Source organism: Kribbella sp. NPDC006257, assembly GCF_040613535.1.
Classification (GTDB): Bacteria; Actinomycetota; Actinomycetes; order Propionibacteriales; family Kribbellaceae; genus Kribbella.
Genome location: NZ_JBEXSJ010000039.1, coordinates 12,337 through 30,278, shown reverse-complemented (window position 1 = coordinate 30,278; position 17,942 = coordinate 12,337). Strand labels below are relative to the sequence as shown.

12 protein-coding genes are annotated in these 17,942 nt (G+C 65.3%); 7 read left to right on the top strand and 5 right to left on the bottom strand.

Annotated elements, in window-relative coordinates; all coding sequences use genetic code 11:
* The first annotated feature begins 191 nt into the window (after positions 1–191).
* The 4 genes from ABZ004_RS33600 to ABZ004_RS33585 all read left to right on the top strand — a co-directional run bounded on the left by ABZ004_RS33600 (position 192) and on the right by ABZ004_RS33585 (position 4,365).
* Positions 192–695: a hypothetical protein gene (locus ABZ004_RS33600; protein ID WP_355685324.1), complete on the top strand. Its 504-nt coding sequence runs from the start codon at positions 192–194 to the stop codon at positions 693–695.
* 140 nt (positions 696–835) lie between these two features.
* Positions 836–1,129 carry a hypothetical protein gene (locus ABZ004_RS33595; RefSeq protein ID WP_355685322.1) on the top strand — a complete coding sequence of 98 codons (294 nt, stop codon included), beginning with the start codon at positions 836–838 and terminating at the stop codon, positions 1,127–1,129.
* A gap of 1,112 nt (positions 1,130–2,241) precedes the next feature.
* Positions 2,242–3,963 (top strand): HEAT repeat domain-containing protein, encoded by a 1,722-nt coding sequence (locus tag ABZ004_RS33590; protein WP_355685320.1) that lies wholly within the window; start codon positions 2,242–2,244, stop codon positions 3,961–3,963.
* 252 nt (positions 3,964–4,215) lie between these two features.
* A complete protein-coding gene (locus ABZ004_RS33585) occupies positions 4,216–4,365 on the top strand; it encodes a hypothetical protein (protein ID WP_355685318.1) in 150 nt (49 codons plus the stop codon).
* A gap of 327 nt (positions 4,366–4,692) precedes the next feature.
* Here ABZ004_RS33585 and ABZ004_RS33580 read toward each other — a convergent pair whose 3' ends face one another.
* Together ABZ004_RS33580 and ABZ004_RS33575 are read right to left on the bottom strand one after the other, a co-directional pair.
* Positions 4,693–4,929, bottom strand: a complete 237-nt coding sequence (locus ABZ004_RS33580; protein WP_355685317.1) for a hypothetical protein — start codon at positions 4,927–4,929, stop codon at positions 4,693–4,695.
* A gap of 625 nt (positions 4,930–5,554) precedes the next feature.
* A complete protein-coding gene (locus ABZ004_RS33575) occupies positions 5,555–6,223 on the bottom strand; it encodes a hypothetical protein (RefSeq protein WP_355685316.1) in 669 nt (222 codons plus the stop codon).
* 436 nt (positions 6,224–6,659) lie between these two features.
* On the opposite strand from ABZ004_RS33575, the gene ABZ004_RS33570 reads away from it, so the two are divergent.
* Positions 6,660–7,661: a helix-turn-helix transcriptional regulator gene (locus ABZ004_RS33570; RefSeq protein ID WP_355685315.1), complete on the top strand. Its 1,002-nt coding sequence runs from the start codon at positions 6,660–6,662 to the stop codon at positions 7,659–7,661.
* 199 nt (positions 7,662–7,860) lie between these two features.
* On the opposite strand, the gene ABZ004_RS33565 is transcribed toward ABZ004_RS33570, so the two are convergent.
* Together ABZ004_RS33565 and ABZ004_RS33560 are read right to left on the bottom strand one after the other, a co-directional pair.
* Positions 7,861–8,412, bottom strand: a complete 552-nt coding sequence (locus ABZ004_RS33565; protein ID WP_355685405.1) for a pyridoxal-phosphate dependent enzyme — start codon at positions 8,410–8,412, stop codon at positions 7,861–7,863.
* Between the two features lie 54 nt (positions 8,413–8,466).
* Positions 8,467–9,489 (bottom strand): DUF5937 family protein, encoded by a 1,023-nt coding sequence (locus ABZ004_RS33560; protein ID WP_355685404.1) that lies wholly within the window; start codon positions 9,487–9,489, stop codon positions 8,467–8,469.
* Positions 9,490–9,866: 377 nt separating this feature from the next.
* Here ABZ004_RS33560 and ABZ004_RS33555 point away from each other — a divergent pair, with 377 nt between their 5' ends.
* Both ABZ004_RS33555 and ABZ004_RS33550 read left to right on the top strand, forming a co-directional pair.
* Positions 9,867–13,622, top strand: a complete 3,756-nt coding sequence (locus ABZ004_RS33555; protein WP_355685313.1) for a hypothetical protein — start codon at positions 9,867–9,869, stop codon at positions 13,620–13,622.
* Positions 13,623–13,656: 34 nt separating this feature from the next.
* Positions 13,657–14,400, top strand: a complete 744-nt coding sequence (locus ABZ004_RS33550) for a hypothetical protein (protein WP_355685312.1) — start codon at positions 13,657–13,659, stop codon at positions 14,398–14,400.
* 138 nt (positions 14,401–14,538) lie between these two features.
* Here ABZ004_RS33550 and ABZ004_RS33545 read toward each other — a convergent pair whose 3' ends face one another.
* Complete coding sequence (locus tag ABZ004_RS33545) at positions 14,539–17,187, bottom strand: hypothetical protein (protein ID WP_355685310.1); 2,649 nt, start codon at positions 17,185–17,187, stop codon at positions 14,539–14,541.
* Between the last annotated feature and the right edge of the window lie 755 nt (positions 17,188–17,942).

Below are 17,942 nucleotides of genomic sequence, written 5' to 3'. Positions count from 1 at the left end.
TCGAGCAGCAGCACAGTTACTGTTAGGTGCTGGCACCCGCGGCCTTCTGGTGCTCCATCTCGGCTCACAACCGGGGCCCGTCGCCGTGGGTCGATCGATCTGTTTAGCTCGACGAGCAGCAGGTGCCGCCGCACATAGCCCCGTTGGCCCTAGCCCGGGCGGTGAGACTTCGGCTGGCTAGGCTTCCACGCATGACTGACGAGGTGTGGCCGTTGGAGTCTGATGAACGAGTGCGCCTGTCGTCGTTCAACGGGATCGGATTCGACCTCAAGGGCTTCACCCGTAAGGACGCGACCGGCCGGTACTTCGCCACCCGGTACTTCACCGTCGTCTACCTGCCTGTGATCCCGCTCGACCGGTTCTACCTGGAGGAAACTTCGATCCAGTATCAGAACCTCGGCCTGAGCTCCAACACTGTGACGAAGTACCGCATCGCCGGCTGGTCGCGCCTCCGGGGCAGTGAAATCCTGCGTACTTATCTATTCAGCTGGATCATCGGACCCGGTGTGGTCCTGGCTCCGATTCTGCTGTGGCTCGGACATGCCGACCAACTGTCCGACCGCATCGGCATCGGCTGGGTGATCGGCGGATTCATCGCCTGGCTTCTCGGCTCAATCGTCGCTATCAGTTTCCTTCTCACCATCTACCGGGAACGCTGGGCCCCCCTACGCCAGGCCATCATCCACGACTACTGAACTCGGTCGCGTCGCACCGGCTATCGATGTCCGAAGCAGTCTGCGCAGATCCAGCGCTCCACATTGGCCGACTTGCAGGCGAATGCGAGTCATCGCGGTCGACCGAACGTGAACCCGAAACTGCTCGTAACATTGGAGGCATGCGTGGCCCGTTGCCCGTGGCAGCGGTGCTGATCATGCTGGCTTGCGGCTGTACGCGCGAGGAGCCCCAGCCGTTGGAGCTCGGCACCGGCGCCTCGCTGCCGATCGGTAGTTTTAACGGTGGGCAGGGCGCGGTCACGATCACACCCGAGCGGGTGCGCCGAGGCGAGCCGGCCGATCTGGCGACGGCGATCGTGCGAAACAACGACGGAAGCACCGCGCAGCCACCCACCGGTACGCCGTACTACGTCCGGGTAGATCTCTGTCGTGAAGCTCAGGGACGAGGTTGCTGACTCGTGCTCTTCGCAACATGGTCGCCGCCCGCGACGACCGCGGTGAGCTCCGGGAGTCGCTTGAGGACGTCGTCTGGCGTGATCACAGGCAGCCTTGTGGTGATCTCAACAACAGCTCCAGCTCCGAGGCCGAGTGTCTCGTCTACGTCTTGCCCGCCGGCACCGAGCTGCGGAAGCTGCAAGTCTCTTCTGGGCCGGCCAACGCGTCAGCTGGGCGGCCGAGCCCAACTAGACGGCGACTTCGGCCGGAGGCGTTTGAAGATCGAGCAGAAGTCCGTGATCCGCTCGGTACTCGTGACCGCCGCGACCATTTTGGCGGTCGCGCTGCTTGTACCTTCTCCGACACCAAGCGATCGGCTGATTCCGCGAAAGCCGGCTCGAGCCCATCCCTCGCACCGACCACCCCAGGCTCGCAGACGTTGCCTGCGCCGAGTATCCGCCGATCCCGAACCCGCCTGCACCTGCCTATCACGGCCGCGGACCCATCTCATCACCCCGGGCAGCCCGCAGCGGGCTTGGGTGGAAGGCTCCACGTCTTGGACATCGGCGAGGAATACCTGCCGCGTGCCTGGCTGCCGGTCAACCACACTGACTTCACCAGTCACTGGTGGAACTCTTCCATGCCCTCACTGATCATCTCTCCCACGGCAGACCGGCAGCAAGCTGGTCGGCAGCTGCGCATGGATCGGGTTCGCGCAGACCAAGGTCTCCCAGCGATCTGGACCTTCGCCGTCTACGAGTTCAGAACGGGCGCCTGGTCGCGACCTTCTCTCTTCCCAGCGACACCTCAAAAGGCCCTACCTGTCCGGACAGCATGCAAGCACCCCCGCTGGACAGTGCTCAGCCACCTAGTTCCAACGCCCTCGAAACGGTTCTGCGCCCGGTCGGCACCAAAGATGTCCCCTGCCCCGAGCGATTCCGCCGCTTCGACGATCCAGCAGCGCCGTCAGCACGCCACGTTCAGGTACCTCGTGCTGCCCCAAAGCCGCGTCTCCCAGTGAGATCCAGCGATGGATCAATCCCCGTGATGCTGACAGCTGCGAGTCCGGGCGATACGGTCACGAGTACCCGGCTAGGACGAACATGCACGCTGTGCCCGCTATGGTCCCTGCATGGGATGGCATCAACGCTGGAGGGACTTCACCTCGGCTACGCCGAACGTAGAACGGCTCAAGGACCGCGGCGACGTGCCGAGACTGGTCAAAGCGCTGCATTTCGAGGGCAACGAGGCAGTCCGCCGGGCTGCGGCGCAGGCGCTCGGCGAGGTGGGCGATCGCCAAGTCATCCCCGTACTGGTCACGGCGATGGCCGGCGACGTCTGCATGGTGGCCGCCGCGGCAGCCGGGTCGGTAGCCGCGCTCGGCGCCGATGGCCTGTCGGTCGAGGATCTGGCCGGCGCATTGGTCAGCTCCCGTCGCTGGCATGAGGACCCCAATCGCGAGTGCAGCTGCCGGTGGCAGAGCGAGTTGATCATGGGCATCACGCGGATGGTCCGAGCGCGCGTACGGCCCGACCATCTGCAGTTGATGGTCGGACTGCTCAACGATCGCGACGAAGAGCTCCGCGAGTTCGCGGCGATGATCCTGAAGACCATCGGGCCGCCCGCGGCGGTCAGCCCACTGGTCGCCAGGTTGCCGAAAGAATCACCGAACCTGGTCGTGCGGCGGGTGATTTTCGAAACGATCGCCTCATTCAGCGATCCGTCCACCCTGCCGATCCTAGTGGCCTGTATCAGCGAGACACCGCCGGACGACTTCCGCGCATTCCGCTGGATGGCGGAGGCGCTGGCGAAGTCGAACCTGCCCGGTCTCGCCGACGCCTTGGCGACAGTGATTCCCGAGCTGCGCTCCGTCGACCGGCGAGAAATCCTGGCCAACATCGTCCGGCGTGACTTGGGCAGTCCAGTACTGGCTGAAGCCGCGAACGCCAAGGCGGAAACAATCGACCGGCGCCGACCAGTGGAGCAAGCGCTCGCGGCGCAGCACATTCAGAGCCTGATCGACCTTCTCGATACTGAGTTCTCCGAGGAGGCCCAGCGCGGGCTCAGCGGGATCACCGATGACCGCATGTACGACGAGCTGATCCTGCTGCTGCGCGGAGACCATTGGGAGTTCGCCGCCGCGGAGCTCGGCCGACGCCGGGAGCACGAGGCGATCTTCCCGCTCATCGATCGTGCTCTGAACGGCAACTGCGACGTTTCCGGCCCCCTCGCTCAGCTCGGGGTCGCCGACCAGGACGAATTCCTCCTGGCGGCGCTGGACCAGCAGGACTTACGCTCCCGAGCTGTCAGCCGAGTGAATCCGGCCCTCGCCATCGATCGCCTCCAACGAATCGCCGCCGACGAAGACGTCCCGTACCACGTTCGCTATCTGGCCCAGTCGCGAACCGCGACGCCACCCACCGGCGACCCATACCAGATATCGGTCGACCTACTGATGAGTGCGCTCACCGACCTGGGTCTCGGGCGCCATATCGGGACTACCCCATACCAGCCAGGCGCAGTCCTGGACGCGACCCTCCCGCGACCCGGGTACGTCGACGCCTTCCAGCCCAGCGGCCGCCTCTTCCAGGAGGAGTACACCTACAACAGCCCCGAAGACGGCTCCTGGCAACGCTGGCGTACTCCCGGCTACCACTGGAACGCTCGCAGAGCGGGCAACTCCTACGGCGGGGTCGGTACCTATTTCACCGCCACCGTCCGAGCCGACGGCCTGGTCGAGTTTGACGGCGGCGGCATCGACGGCCCCTATCCCGCCGACCGCACCGGCTGGCACGCCATCACCGCCGCCCTCAATCACTTCGCGCCCGGTCTGCAAATCCGCCTCTCGTCTTAACTGACTCTCCGGTCAGGCACTCGGACCGGTCGAGATCGACAAAGTAGCCGAGAAATTGCACCTGGAACTCTCCGCCTCCCAGCCGTCAGTCCGCCCGGCCCCGCTGCAGCCTTCCCATGCCCGACCACGGGTAGACCGTGCCGCTATCTCGGTCAGGACCCGGCCCATAGCGGCAATGAAGACTTCGGATACCGAGGACGGTTCCGGAGGTGATCGGCGCATCGTCCGGCAACCCGGCGTGGTGCTCCGTACATGCGTGATCCGCCGGGCATGGCCGGGCCGGGGATCTGCAGCCAGCCGGTGTCCTGGTCCGCGGACAAGGTCCAGCTGCTCAGTGCCTATGGCAGGACTCACCACAAGGGCACCTGGTACTGCGCCCGCCACCCGCGCACCGACGCCTGACCATGATGACGAACAGCGGGCGGCCGGCCCGAGCGCGCCCGCGAAGAACCCAGCATCTATAGACCATGCGTCATCTACCTGGCCAAACCAGGCTTAGCTCACCCTGCGAGGCATCCCGATCCTCCACCCCGAACCCGCCGCTACCGGCCCCCGCGACAAGACCACCCAGCAGGAACAGGCCCACGCCCTCCCCGCGGTCAGACCATCGCAGCGAACCACCCCGCAAGAACGACCGCTGGGTGGCGACGCCGGCGCGACCCGTAGAACCAGCGAACGGCTCCGACCAGCTGAACTGGTCGGAGGCCGTCGTCGTACGCGAATTCTGGGCTACTTGGCCAGTACGCCGGATTTGCCGTCCGGGGCCGCCTTCCACGTGGCACTGTTGACAAGCTCGAGTGGGACGACCCTGTACGTCGTGTCCTTGCCCTGGTTCAGGTCGATCTGCCGCCAGGTCGCCGCGTCCTGCTCGGCGGCCTCCTCGTTGGTGTAGGCGGTGGTGGTGAAGGTCGTTCCCGGAGTGTCCGGCTCGCTGATCGTGAGCACATACACCGTCTGGTTGTGCACCGCTGATCTCCCTGTCTGGTCGGTCTCCAACCCCTACATCTTGACCGACGGCAGCCCAAACAACCCGCACAGGCGCGCCCCGTAGAGCATCATGAGATCCAGATGCCAACACCCTCCCAGCTACTTTGCGGCTCGGGTCACGTTCGGGAGTTCTGGGCCGAATAGCTGCGGTCGAGGTAGATGTTGTTGCAGATCTGCTCCGGTGACAACTGTTCTCCAGGCCCTACTCGACCTGTACCCGCAGTACGAGATCCCAGGCCAGCTTCGAGGCCTTCGGCCGGACCCGGGCCGAACGCCGCGATGACCTGCTCCCGCACCGCGTCGGTGATAACCACCCGTTTGCCGGTGCCACGACGAAGTGCCCGCAGGATCTCGTAGCCACGTCCACGCGTGATACCGAACGACTCAGACGCCGCAACTACCGCAGCCCCCGCCACCCACCAACCGCACCAGAGGATCCACGTGACACTCGAAGTCCCCACAAATGACATGGTCGTCGCAACTCCTCAAATCGAGGGTTGCGACGACCAGGTGAACCCGCCCGCCCGAATGCACCTCCGCTGGGACCGGGGCGAGTGCGCGCCGAGCGCACTCACCCCGGGTCACCAGATCCTCAGCCCGGGGACTAGACCCAGAACCAAACGGGAACGGTGAATCCCTGCTTGCAGTCGTGGCTGCCCGTCCAGCTTATGTCGCAACCTTCGACAGTGATCTTGTACTCGCCCGGAGGGAGACCGTTCCAACCGGCGAATCCCCAATCCCGGCCACAGAATAGGACTCCGCCCACATGCTCGCCGCATTCTTGGTCCCGGCCGATGTTGTGGGTTTGTTGGCCGTCCCATGACTCGATTGTGAGCAACCAGGCGTCGTAGTTGTAACCCAAGCTGCTCCCAAATTGAAATGTGGCGTTCCCTCCGCTGCTGTATACGGACGTGACCATTCTTTGCTGGTCGCCGCTTTGTCGCGGCGACCAGGCCATCGACCCGTTGGCGAACCACTGGTAGGTGCCGCCTGCGTAGGCGAAGACGTCGCTGGTCGAGCACCCGAAGGGATTGATACCCTGCGAGGTGTTCTGGTTCCATCGGTCGAGGAATAGCCCGTTGACGTTCCCTATACAGTCGTTGGGTCTGATCGTGGCCGCGTGTTTGCTAGGCGGTCCGGGCTGGGCCTGCGCCATGGGCGCATGCTTGACAGGCGGTCCGGGCTGGGCCTGCGCCATAGCCGGTATGGCTGCGGCCAAACTGAACACCGCCGCGATGGCGACAATCACCGCTCTGAAGTTCGTGCGTTTCACCAACTCCACTTCCTTTCGTTCCGACACAACCCGGACAACCCTTCAACGTTGCGTTTCCTGCCACCGCGATGCGGTTTCGGCTTTCTCGAAGTTCTCACGTTTCTCCTGTTTTTATGGCCACGCAGCACGAGCGACTGACGCACAAATCAACTGTGGCCGCATGTTGAGCGCCAACAAACCCCGATAATTGAGGATTGACATGGGTCGTGCTCGTGTCGTGCCAAGACGGGTTGGGGAGAGGCGCCACCGCGGGCACCAATAGGTGCCTCGCTCGGGCAATACATCCCGACCGATTGGGCGGGATGTACCCCGTACGGCCGAGCAGGACCTATCGGGCTGACATCCTGATCCGCGGGGATCTTCAAGAACTTGGGCTTGAGGGGGCATCGGGTTGGACCGTGACGAATCTCGATTGGCTCAGCGGCTAGGTGACACCGTGCGCCATGGCGTCGCACCCAGCGATTTGGGTGAGCAGATCTCACGCGCCATCGACCCATGGGTGCGACATGACGCACTCAGGCTCAGTGGACTCAGCCCCTCGATGGGAATGGGCCTGGCCGCATTCAGTTTCTGGCACGGCCACGAGACGGCCCTCGGTCAGGCACTGGTGCGCGACTCCCACTTGACGGCGAACTTCAGGTCTCGAGGTGGAGCGGCCTTTGCGGACACTGTTGCCGGCATCAGCGCACCGCATCGCGAAGACACGTCTTGGCAACTGCTGTCAAACTACGGTCTGGGTAGTGAGCTGCGGCTGCTCCTGCGCGATTCCCGTGGTGTCTGGGGATCGGTCGGCTTGGCCAGGTCACAGGAAAAGCAGCCGTTCCAACGAGACGATCTGCGCCGCGCGGATCGTCTCGTCCCCACACTCATCGGCGCGCTGCGCCGATACGTGACCACAGGTCCGCTGACGCCGATGGTATCGGCCCTGCCCGCAGGTGTGATCGTCATCGGCCCCGATCATGGCGTCAAGGCGATCAGCACTGAGGCACGTGATTGGATCCAACTCGCGTGGCTTCCAAAACATCATCGCCTGCCGGACTGGATCGCCGTCGCAGCCGCCGAACGGCTCTCGATCGACACCCAAGCCCATCTCCGAGACCCCCGTGCGTGGCGCCCCAGGGTCTACGCACCTCCGACCAGCGTCGGCCGGTGGATCACGCTCCACGGACAGGCTCTGGACGAGGACGGCACTGGCGACGTCGCCATCATCGTCCAAGCGGCCAGCGGCGCGCTCTTGATACCGACGTTCTGCGACTGGTACGGCATCACCGCACGCGAACGGCAGGTGCTCGAATCCCTGTCCACCGGACGGGCGTCAAAAGAGATCGCCCGGCAGCTCGGCGTCGCCGTAAGCACCATCAACGACCATCTCAAAGCGATGTTCCGCAAGACCGGCGCGCACGGACGCGACGAACTCCTTGCCGCGATCACCAACTGACATTCGCCAAAAGGCGTTTCAAGATCGGTGTTTGTGGCCCGCCACCCGGGGTGAGGTCCGGCGGAAGGGGCACAGTGAGTGATGCCATCTGCTGTTGTGAGTCTGCAGAGCGCCCTAGTCCTCGTCCCCTAACAACCCCAAGCCCCGCTGGCCTCCGCCCGGCTGCCTGAACCGCAACGTGTCGATGGGTACCGTGCTATCAGCGTTGATACATGTCGGTGCTCAGGTACTTCAGACCCGAGTCGACCAGCAGAGTGGCGATCCTGGCCTTGGGCCCGAGCCCCCGGCCGATCTGAATGGCGGCTAGGACGTTCACGCCGGATGACGTTCCGGCGAACAGCCCCTCTTCCCGGGCAAGACGCCTGGCCATCTCTTCGGCGTCGGCAGTGGAGATAGCGACGATGTCGTCCGGGAGCGCGGGGTCCCACATCGGAGGCGTGTAGCCGATGCCGATGCCCTCAATGAGGTGGGCGCCGGGCCGACCGCCGGAGAGCACGGCGGATTCAGCAGGTTCCACCGCAATGACCCGGAGCCCCGGATTGTGGCGCTTGAGGGAAGTAGTGGCTCCGCGCAGCGAGGCCGTTGTACCGATCGACTGGACAAAGGCATCGACCCGCCCGCCCGTCTGCTCCCAGATCTCCTCACCCATCGGGTGGTAGCCGGCGATGCTGTCGGCGTTGTTGAGCTGATCAGTCCAGTAGGTGCCCGGCTGCCGGCTGAACTCCTGAGCTTTCTCGATCATGCCCTCGATGAGGGCCTTCGCGCGCGCGACCTCACTCGCCCCACCGACTGCTGACTCGGTGCGTCATCCTTCTCCGGCCTGCTGGGAGTACTGCCGCCGGCGAACCGACGGGATCTGGCCGCTGTCGGCCGCAGCCAGCAGCAACTCCGTGCCCAACGGGGTCCGTTGGTGCAGAATCCAACGGCCGGATCGCCGTGACGTGATCAGACGGCATTGGCGCAGGACCGCAAGCTGCTGACTGACCGCCGGCAGAGTCATTTCGACCTCTTTTGCCAGTTGGCTGGTGGACAGCGGCAGGGCCAGATTCGCCAGCAGTGCGGCGCGACTTCGCCCGATCAGCGCTCCCATCGGTTCGACCGCCGGCTGCCGCCCGGCCCAGATCTCGCCGACGCCCCGCGGCGGATACGTCAAGGTCGGCTGGTAGGGGTCTTGGTGCAGGACGATCAGCTGGGGCCAAGCGAAGACGCACGGGATCAGCACCACGCCCAAGCCGCGCGCGACCCGGGAAGACTGGTGCTGGGGCTTGTGGATGACCAACCTGTCGCCGGCATACTCGACCTCCTGATGCAGGTCCGCGAACACCCTCGCGAAACCACCGGTGGTCAGCTGCTCCATCCGATGAGCAATGTCCGCGTCGTGTACTGCGCGGATGCGGGCCCAGTACGGCTCGATCGCGACCTGCCAGTAGCTCCTCACCTCGTCGACCAAGCGGCTCAGTCCTTGCTCCGGCGAATCATAGAAACGTCTTAACAAGGGGGACAACGACTGCCTCGCTGCCAATTCGTCCAGATCCGCGATGACCATGGCGGGATCCGTCGAGCGGATCGCGTCCAACTCCTCGGTGAACCCGCCGGCGGACCGGTTCGGCGGCGGACCGAGGAAGTCGGGGAGGAATTGCGCGTTGCCTACCAGTGCCCTGAGAAGTTCCAGGTTCAGCCCGGCCAACTGAGGCCGGACAGCCGCGGCCCAGGGCCGGTGCAACATGTTGCGGTTGATACCGCTGATCACACGGACGCTGTGGATCACCTCTTCGACCGGCGAGCTGACGAAGCGGGTCCTGGCCACGTCCTCGGCAGCCAACGCCATCTCGATCACGCCCGCACAGTAGCCACTTAAGCCACGGCTGAATAGTCCCCGATCGTTGTGGTAGGCACCCAGAGTGTCCTCGCAACTGCCGACAACCGTTGGGGAGAACTATGCGGGACACAAATTTACGAAAGGGCCGCGGCCTAGTTGCCGTGCTTGTAGCGGTGGGGGCGGCGTCGGTTGGCCTGCCTGCGGGAGCTGTCCCCGCGGATCCACCAGGTCAGGGAGTCGGCAGGTACGCCGAGGGCTCGCCGAGTGCCTCTGCGACTAGTAGCTCCAGCGTCGCTCCGGGCGAGCGGGACGCAGTACTGCCGACGGGTTGGCGCTCCTCGGCTGATATCTCCTGGACAACCTTGGGCGATTCCAGGGGATTCCACGTGCTGGCGGCCACTGCACAGAGCGGGTATTCCTGGCGGACCGTTGCGACCCTCAGCACCCCGGGTACCGAAACCGACCAGTGGGTGGGAAATGCCTGCCTCACCGGCTCCGGACGCCGCGTCGTGGTCGCGTTCGCGCCGCGCGCTTTCACGAACTCCGAGCAACGCTTCGACCGGGGAGCAGCGACCGCAGTAGTCGATCTCGTCAGCGGCCTGGTCACCAGGCTGCCCCTGACCTCAACCCTGGCGTACTTCAGCCCTGGCTGTGGCAGCGGCGAAACGGCGGTGATAACCCAGTCCAAGACTGACGACCGGGCGCAGACCCGACTGTTCACGGTTGACGCTGCCACCGGCAAGGTGGCCACACCCGTCGTCGCGGAAGGCCAGCTGACTTCGGCTGTGCAGACCCCGGACGGGCTGGTGGCGGCCGTGAGCGACGGATTGGTGCGGGTGACGCCGCAAGGCCGGCTCACCCGGCTTGCCGGCTCCAACGGAGTGCCGTTCCACCTGAACGTCGATGGTGACGGCCAGGTGGTCTTCATGGACCGGGCGGGCGATCGGGTTCGGATCCGGCGGGCACCTCGGCAGCCCGGCGTACCGGCAGCCACCTTGGCTTCGGGTGCACTCGGTGCGGTGGGTATGACGACCGGAGCCGGCGGCCATGTCTTCATGACCGGTACGGCGACCGTGGCCGGTTCATTGCCATCCACCGTCACTCAGCTTCAGGCCCCGCGGGATGCGCAGGTGTCGTCTCTGGGTCAGCTAGCAGTCGCTCCGGTGAAGCGGTCGCGGGAATCCGTGGGACCGGGCGCTGACGAGCCGGTGGCAAGTATCGGCGTCACCGTGATCGGTACCGGTAAGAAGCTCTCCTTCACGGTCCCGTTCAGCGCTCCCCCACAATCCGTGGCCGCACCGCGGCCGACCACTCCGGGCCCGAAGGCCTCGGCGACGACGTCCACAGCGCTGCAGGCCGCGACGGTCGCCGGTTCGCCGACAAACCCGGTGGACGACGACCGATGGTGTTCGGTGCCACGCAACGATCCAGCCAATCAGGCGATGCAGCCGCTTCCTCGCCAGGTGGAGTGGGCGGTCGACCAGGCTGTGACCGGTTCCTTGACGGTCCAGCGGACGGCCAACTGGAAGAACCTCGGAATGCCCGCCTACACCCCGCAGGGGTTGTTCCCCCGGATCGGTCTGCTTGGCGGCGGCCGAGTCCCGGCTCAGATTCTGCTCGGTATCGCTGCGCAGGAGTCGAACCTTTGGCAGGCCTCGCCGCACGCGCTCCCGGGCGTGACCGGCAACGCTCTGATCGGCAACTTCTACGGCCGCGACGTTTACAACGATGATGCCACTGACGACTGGGACATCCACTGGGACCAGTCGGACTGCGGCTACGGCGTACTGCAGGTGACAGACGGGATGCGGCTGGCGGGCCACGAGAAGCCGGGCGAGACGTCGTACCCGTACCAGACCCAGCGGGCGGTGGCGCTCGACTTCGCGACGAATGTCGCGGCCGGTCTGCGGATCCTCGAGGCGAAGTGGAACCAGCTCAAGAACGCCGGCATCACGATCAACGACGGTACGCCGGACCACGTCGAGAACTGGTTCTACGCACTCTGGGCCTATAACAATGGCGTTCACCCCAAGGGGACCGGCAGCGAACCGTGGGGTCTTGGCTGGATGAACAACCCGGTGAACCCGAGGTTCCCAGCCGACCGGACGCCGTTCATGGCCGTGGCCTCCGATGCGACCCACCCGCAGGACTGGCCGTACCCCGAGAAGGTGATCGGCTGGGCCGGCAATCCGATCGACTCGCTGGTCGCTCCAGACACGTTCGAGGCGGGCTACCGGCCGGCCTGGTGGACCAGTGATCTCAACAAGTCCACGGCGAAGCCGCCCGTCGACATGTTCTGCATCCCACTGAACGACTGTCATCCCGGTAGCCGAATCACCCCCGACGACCCGTCGGTGGCGGGCGAACCGGCCGGACCGTGTGCGCACAAGAACGCGGCCGGCTTCTACGACCTGCAGTGCTGGATCAACGTCCCGAGATCCTGGAAGAACTGCGTCAGCGGCGAGTGCGGGTACGAACTACTCCGGTTCGATCCGGGCTATGCCTATCAGCCCGACGCGACCACCAACTATCCACCGACCTGCAGCCTCACCGGCCTGCCCGCGGGCGCACTCGTGGTCGACAACGTCCCTACTGGCACAAGCTCCGTCCGGCCTTGCGCCAAAAGTTACAACAGCGTCGGCCGATTCGATCTGAGGTTCGACGTGAACGGCTCGGGCCTCTACCGCTCGAAGATCGACTTCCACCAGATCGGCGGAGGCCTGGGCGGCCACTTCTGGTTCGCCCGGACTTGGTCGCCAGTGGCAGCGTCCAGGCTCAACAGCCCAGGCCTCACGGGCACCTGGTCCCTCGACCGCCGGATCGACGGCTGGTCCCGGGTGATGGTGCACATACCCGATTTCCATGCCCACACCCAGCAGGCCAGATACAAGATCGATCTGGGCGACGGCCGGCCACCCCGGGAACGGGTTCTGCTGCAGCGGACAAGGCAGCAGCGGTGGGTCTCCCTCGGCGTATTCAAGTTCACCGGCGTCCCCAAGGTGTCGCTCAGCAACATCACCGCAGACGGCGAAGGTGAGGAAGACATCGCGTGGGACGCGATCGCCTTCCAGCCGCTGCCGCACAAGCCGGCCAACCTGGTCGTCGCCCTGGGCGACTCGTACTCGTCCGGTGAGGGTGCGTCCACCGACGAGGCTGCTGACTACTACCCGGAGACGAACAACCGCGGTGGCGGCATCAAGACTTCCATCGCCGGCGATACCTACGAATGGCGTTACGGCAACGCCTGTCACCGCTCTCGCTATGCCTGGCCGCGGCTGGCTCGGCTGAGCGACAGCAGTCTCTCGGTCGGGTCTCGCGCGGATATGTGGGACCCGGAGGTGGATCACCAGCTCCTCGCGTGTTCCGGAGCGCAGACCGAGAACGTGCTGCCCAGCACACCTGCCTTCGTCGGCGAGAAGATCACCAACGCATGGGGTCAAGGAGCCACCGGCCAGTACCGCGAACCGTCCCAGCTCGACCGCGGCTTCCTCGACGAGAACACCACCTTGGTGACGATCTCGATCGGCGGCAACGACGCGAGTTTCGGCCCCATCCTGGAAAAGTGCCTGCTGTCGATCAGCCCGCCGGCCCCGGCCTGCCAGGAGGAACCCCTGGCGCCGGACACCCGGCCGCTCAAGATCGCCGGCCCGGCAGATGTCAGCGCGAAGGTCAAACCATCGGTCGAGACGGTCCTGCGGGCCATCCACCGGCGCGCACCCAACGCGAAGATCGTCTTGATGGGGTACCCGCGGCTCATCTCCGACGGAGGCTCCTGCCTGCGGCAAACGATCATCATCAAAGGCGTCCAGACCCAGCTCGGCCTGTCCACCACCGAGGCGGCCTGGCTCAACGGCTCCGCGGACTACCTCGCCGGTGAGCTGTCCGCGTTGGCCACCTCACTGAGTAGCCAGTTCGGCACCCCCGTCGTCTTCGGGGATCCGCGGCCGGACTTCCAGGGCAAGGCCGCCTGCGGTACGCCGGAAAGTCTGCACGCGGTCATCACAAGTCTGACCGAAGGCGAGAGCGAAGGCTGGCCCTTCAAGAGCTTGGGCGCTTCCCAGCAGTCCTTCCACCCCAACAGGCTCGGCACCCCGCTCTACGCGGCGGCCATGAACCGGGTCATCGACCAACTCGGCCGCTGACCACCCTTCCCTGCAACGAAAGGCAGTACAACACATGTTGAACAACAAGTCTCTCCGGCTGGCGAGCGTCATAGCGGCGGCCGTGCTCTCAGTCGCCGCCCTGATCACCGCACCGCTGTCGGCTCAAGCCGACGACTGGGACAGCCGGCACTGGGTCGAGTACAACGGCGGCACCACAGGCGTGGTCAACATCAACTGGAACTTCGGCGCGACCAGTGTGTACGGCAACCTCTGCGTCCACGACACCATCGCGAACGGAAAAGGCGTCTACGTCCAGCTGAACGGCAACTACCAGGTCAGCGGCCGCGACTACTGGGTCGGAGCCGGCAACTACTACAGCGAAGGCTGCTACAACTTCAACATCCCGATGCCTGACCATGACGGCCGGATTCACGACCTCAACTACGTCTACGTCAACATGGGCAACTACTGGGGCAGCACTGTGGTGTGGCACAACTCGGACAAGATGGTCAACCCGTACGCCGGCGGTTCGACGCCCACCTACACGCTCACCGACACCGCCCCCATCTATCCGACCACCGAGCTCTGCCAGGAGCCGTGGCAGAACCTGACCGAAAACTGCAGCCCCTTCGTGCGGCAACGCGGCGAAAGCGTCATGGTCGACGCACAGCGCCTCGGCAGGACGGTCGGAACCAATCCGTACTGGGTGCACGTGAAATTCTGGCCTGCGGACGGCTGGATGAGGGAAGGCTGGATGCCCAGCTGGTACCTCAACTACGCAAAGAACTTCGTGGACGGTGTCGTCGTCTACACCTGACCTACACTGCCGACCCTGATCTTCACGTCGGCGCAGACCGCAGACGGACGCCGCAGGCCCCAAACCTTGGCGGTTAGCGGTTTCTGAGCGGAAGGACCGCACGGCGTGTATGCCGTGCGGTCCCTCGCTGGTGTCAGGTTACGAGCACAGGAGCCCGAGCACCGTCGCCGTGCCGGGATGCCCCGGGCTCGGCGAGTAGCCGGGATTCACTCGCACGATGGCGATCGCAGTCTTGGGCCCACTGAGGATGTTCCCCTTCTTGACCACCTTCGACGTGACCAGTACTGCGGTGTACTGCGGAAGGGCACTCGACGGCGGCGGGCTGTTCCCCGGCAAGGTACGCCAGGTCCCACCACAGGTCGTCCGCCCAGGCGGGTCGTTGGAGAAGCCCTTGAAGCTGCTCGGGGCAGTCCCGCCACTCAACGAGTTGGCGAGGTACCACGTGTCGCTCCAGAAGGTCGCCGTTGCCCCGACTGCGTCATTGCCGTCACCGATGACGAAGTTGCCGCCCGGTGTCCAGGTGAACACCACGACGGACGCGCTCGTTGTCGATGGCAAGTAATACGCGTCGCCGGCGAACGCGGCCGAAACCGTCGTCGGTCCGCCGGGTTGGTTCACCGATGCGATCGTGCAACCGGCGATACCGCTGGCGTTCGTGATTCCGGAGCAGGATTGCGCGCCGGGTCCCGTGCCGAGAGTGAGTTGGACGGTCCGGCCGGCGACCGGAGTCGGGTCGTCTTCGGTGAGGCGAGCCGACAGAGTTGCCGGATCACCGTTACCGACGAACGCAGGCCCTGTGTAGGTGAGCGTTGTCTGCTCCTTGTTCAGGGTGAACGCGACGCCAGGCGAGGTGGTCGCCTCGTACTGCGCCGAACCCGCGAAGCCTGCCGTTGCGGTGTACGGTCCCGGCACCTGCTGCGGGGTGAATCCACAGGTCGCCACGCCGCTGGCGTTCGTCGCGCCGGTACAGGTGTCGGTACCGAACCCGATCGTGAGGGTTTGGCCCGGCAGGGCTGCCGAGGTGAGCGCGTCCCGCAATGTGCCGCTGACCGTCAGCGGATCGTGGTAATCGCCGCTGGTAGGCCCGGTGTACGCCGCTGTGGTCGGATGCCGCTGCCAAGTCACCGTTACCGGGGTGGTCTCACCGGCATCCTGGGTTGTGTCCTCGTCGAGATCCGCCCAGATGGTCACGGTGTCCGAACCTGCGGTGCCGTTGGAGTACGAGAAGGTCGCCTGACCGGCCGCGTTCGTCGTACCGGTTCCGGTCGTGGTCGAGGGCGTGCCGCTGCTGGCCACCGTGAAGCGAACCGGGATGAACTGTTCGTTCTCTCCGTGCGCACCGGTGACCGTCGCAGTCACGGTGGTGGTCTGACCCCACGCGAGCGGGTTCGGGCTTGCAGCGCCCGCAATGGTTGTGGGTGGCGAGAAGTCGACCCGCGCGCTCCAAGCGTCGGTGGAACCGCCCACTCCAGCCCGGCCGTCACCCCAGGACGGGTGTACGACGTTGTCCGGGCCGACGTCCACTGCCAAATAGTCGCCGAGGAAGCCGGTCGCCTCAGGCGTCGGCTGCGAGTTCACCTGCACCGCTGTGAAGGCAGGGGTCGCGGCCACAGCGCCGTACGACACGAAGACGTTGTAGTTGTTGGTCTCGTCGTCGTTGCTGTAATAGGCGACGTGCACCCGGCCCTGTGCCACGTCGACCCACGGCATGAACTGACCGTCCGGGTCTGCCTCCACGTCCACGTCAGCGGGCGCCGTCCACCCGCCGTTGTCGATCGCGGACGAGATGAGGATGTCGGCGTCACCGCCGTCAGCGTCGGTGTAGTCGGCCCAGACGACGAAAGCCCGGCCGGTTGCCGCGTCGACGTCGATGCTGGCGAACGACCGTGTCCGGAAGCCGGTCGCGATCGCCGGGTTCACGTTGTCCAGGGTCGCGACCTGGACCGGCGCGCCGAAGTTCTGCCCGTCATCCGTCGATCGCGCCACCCATACTGACGAGTCGGCGCCGTCTCCGATTCCGTTGCAGAACGTGGTCCAGGCGACGTACAGGTCGCCGCTGTTGGCCTCCTGAGCAAGTTCTGCACCGTGGTTGAGGCAGCCGTCCTGCGCTGCGGCGGTCGACAGCACCAGAGGTGCCGAGAAGGCGAAGCCGTCGCCCGCTCCGTTGAGATCGCGGGAGAACACGACCTCGTTGTCGTTCGTGCCGCCGAACGGCGTCCAGGCCACATAGACGTTGTCGTTGCTGGCCCGGTCGACCAGGATGAATTCCTTGTCGTTGCAGATGGTCGTGCCACCGGCCGCGATGACACCGTTGGCCGGATCGGTCCAGTTGGTGCCGTCATCGGTCGATGAGGTGACGAACAGCGTGCAGGGATCCTCGCTGTCGCGGTGCGCCAGCGCCGAATAGTAGATCCGCCCACCGGCGCCGAAATCGACCGCCGGGTCGCTCATCAGCAGGCCGTCACCGTCGCCACCGACGTCGGTCACGGTCAGCGTGCCGAAGGGCAGGTTGCCGCTGGTCCAGTTGCGTCCCCCGTCGGTGGACGTATACCACTCCTGGCTGTTGCCACCGCCACGCTCGTTCGCGCCGGCCGCCAGATGATTGGCGTTATTCGGATCGACGGCGATATGCAACTCGCGCTCGTTCGAGGCGAGATTGGCCATCGACACGTCTCGGATGACCGGTGTGCTCACATGGTTTGCCGCCGCCGGCCCGGCGCTCACGCCGAGCCAGGTCAGTGGAATCAGGCTGCAGGCGACTGTCGCCCGCACTAGTCGGTGTTTCACAGTTCCCCCCACTTGTTGGTGTCAACAACTCTTTGATCGCATCGCCAACCGTCCGTCGACTACTTGTGACGGAAGCGCCAGCCCACGCCCGGACCGCCAGCCTCCGGTCTGGTCGCGGAACCACAACTTGTCGTCGCCAGTACGGTCAGTGATGCGTGGCGTCCGATCGACCTCGTCTCCCTCGCGCGTGCTCAGAGCGACGGTGTCAGCCGACTCGAACAGGCGGCCATCTGGGAACAGCCGAGCCGCGCCTCCCGACGGGATCGCGGTGCCGATCGCAATACGTGCGGAAATACCCGTCGATTCGGATCGCACGGTCCAGCAGGCGAGGTCCGCCGCCTTGCTGGTGCCGTTGAAAAGCAGCACATATTGCCCGCCAGGAGAGCGATCCTCAGAGGCGACCTCCACCGCGACGATACGGACTAGACCATCCGGGCGAGGGGTGGCCTGACTCGCCGGCTGCGATGCCTCAGGCGAGGACGGAGAACGTGATGGGCTGATGGCTACCCGCGACGAACTTGCCGTCGGCAAGCTTGTTGGAGACGTGCCGGGGGCCGGCGTCGGCCCATGTCGGCCCGCGTCATCGCTACACCCAGGCAACACGAGCAACGCGCCGCCGGCGAGCAGGAACGCAACAGCAAATCCCCGTACAGCCATAGCCCAGCCCCTAGCCCGAGCGCTGCCGCACCGTCCGCGCGGTCCCCCGACACGGGCCCTAGAACCGAAGGTAAACCCCACTTGAGGACCCGGCAATA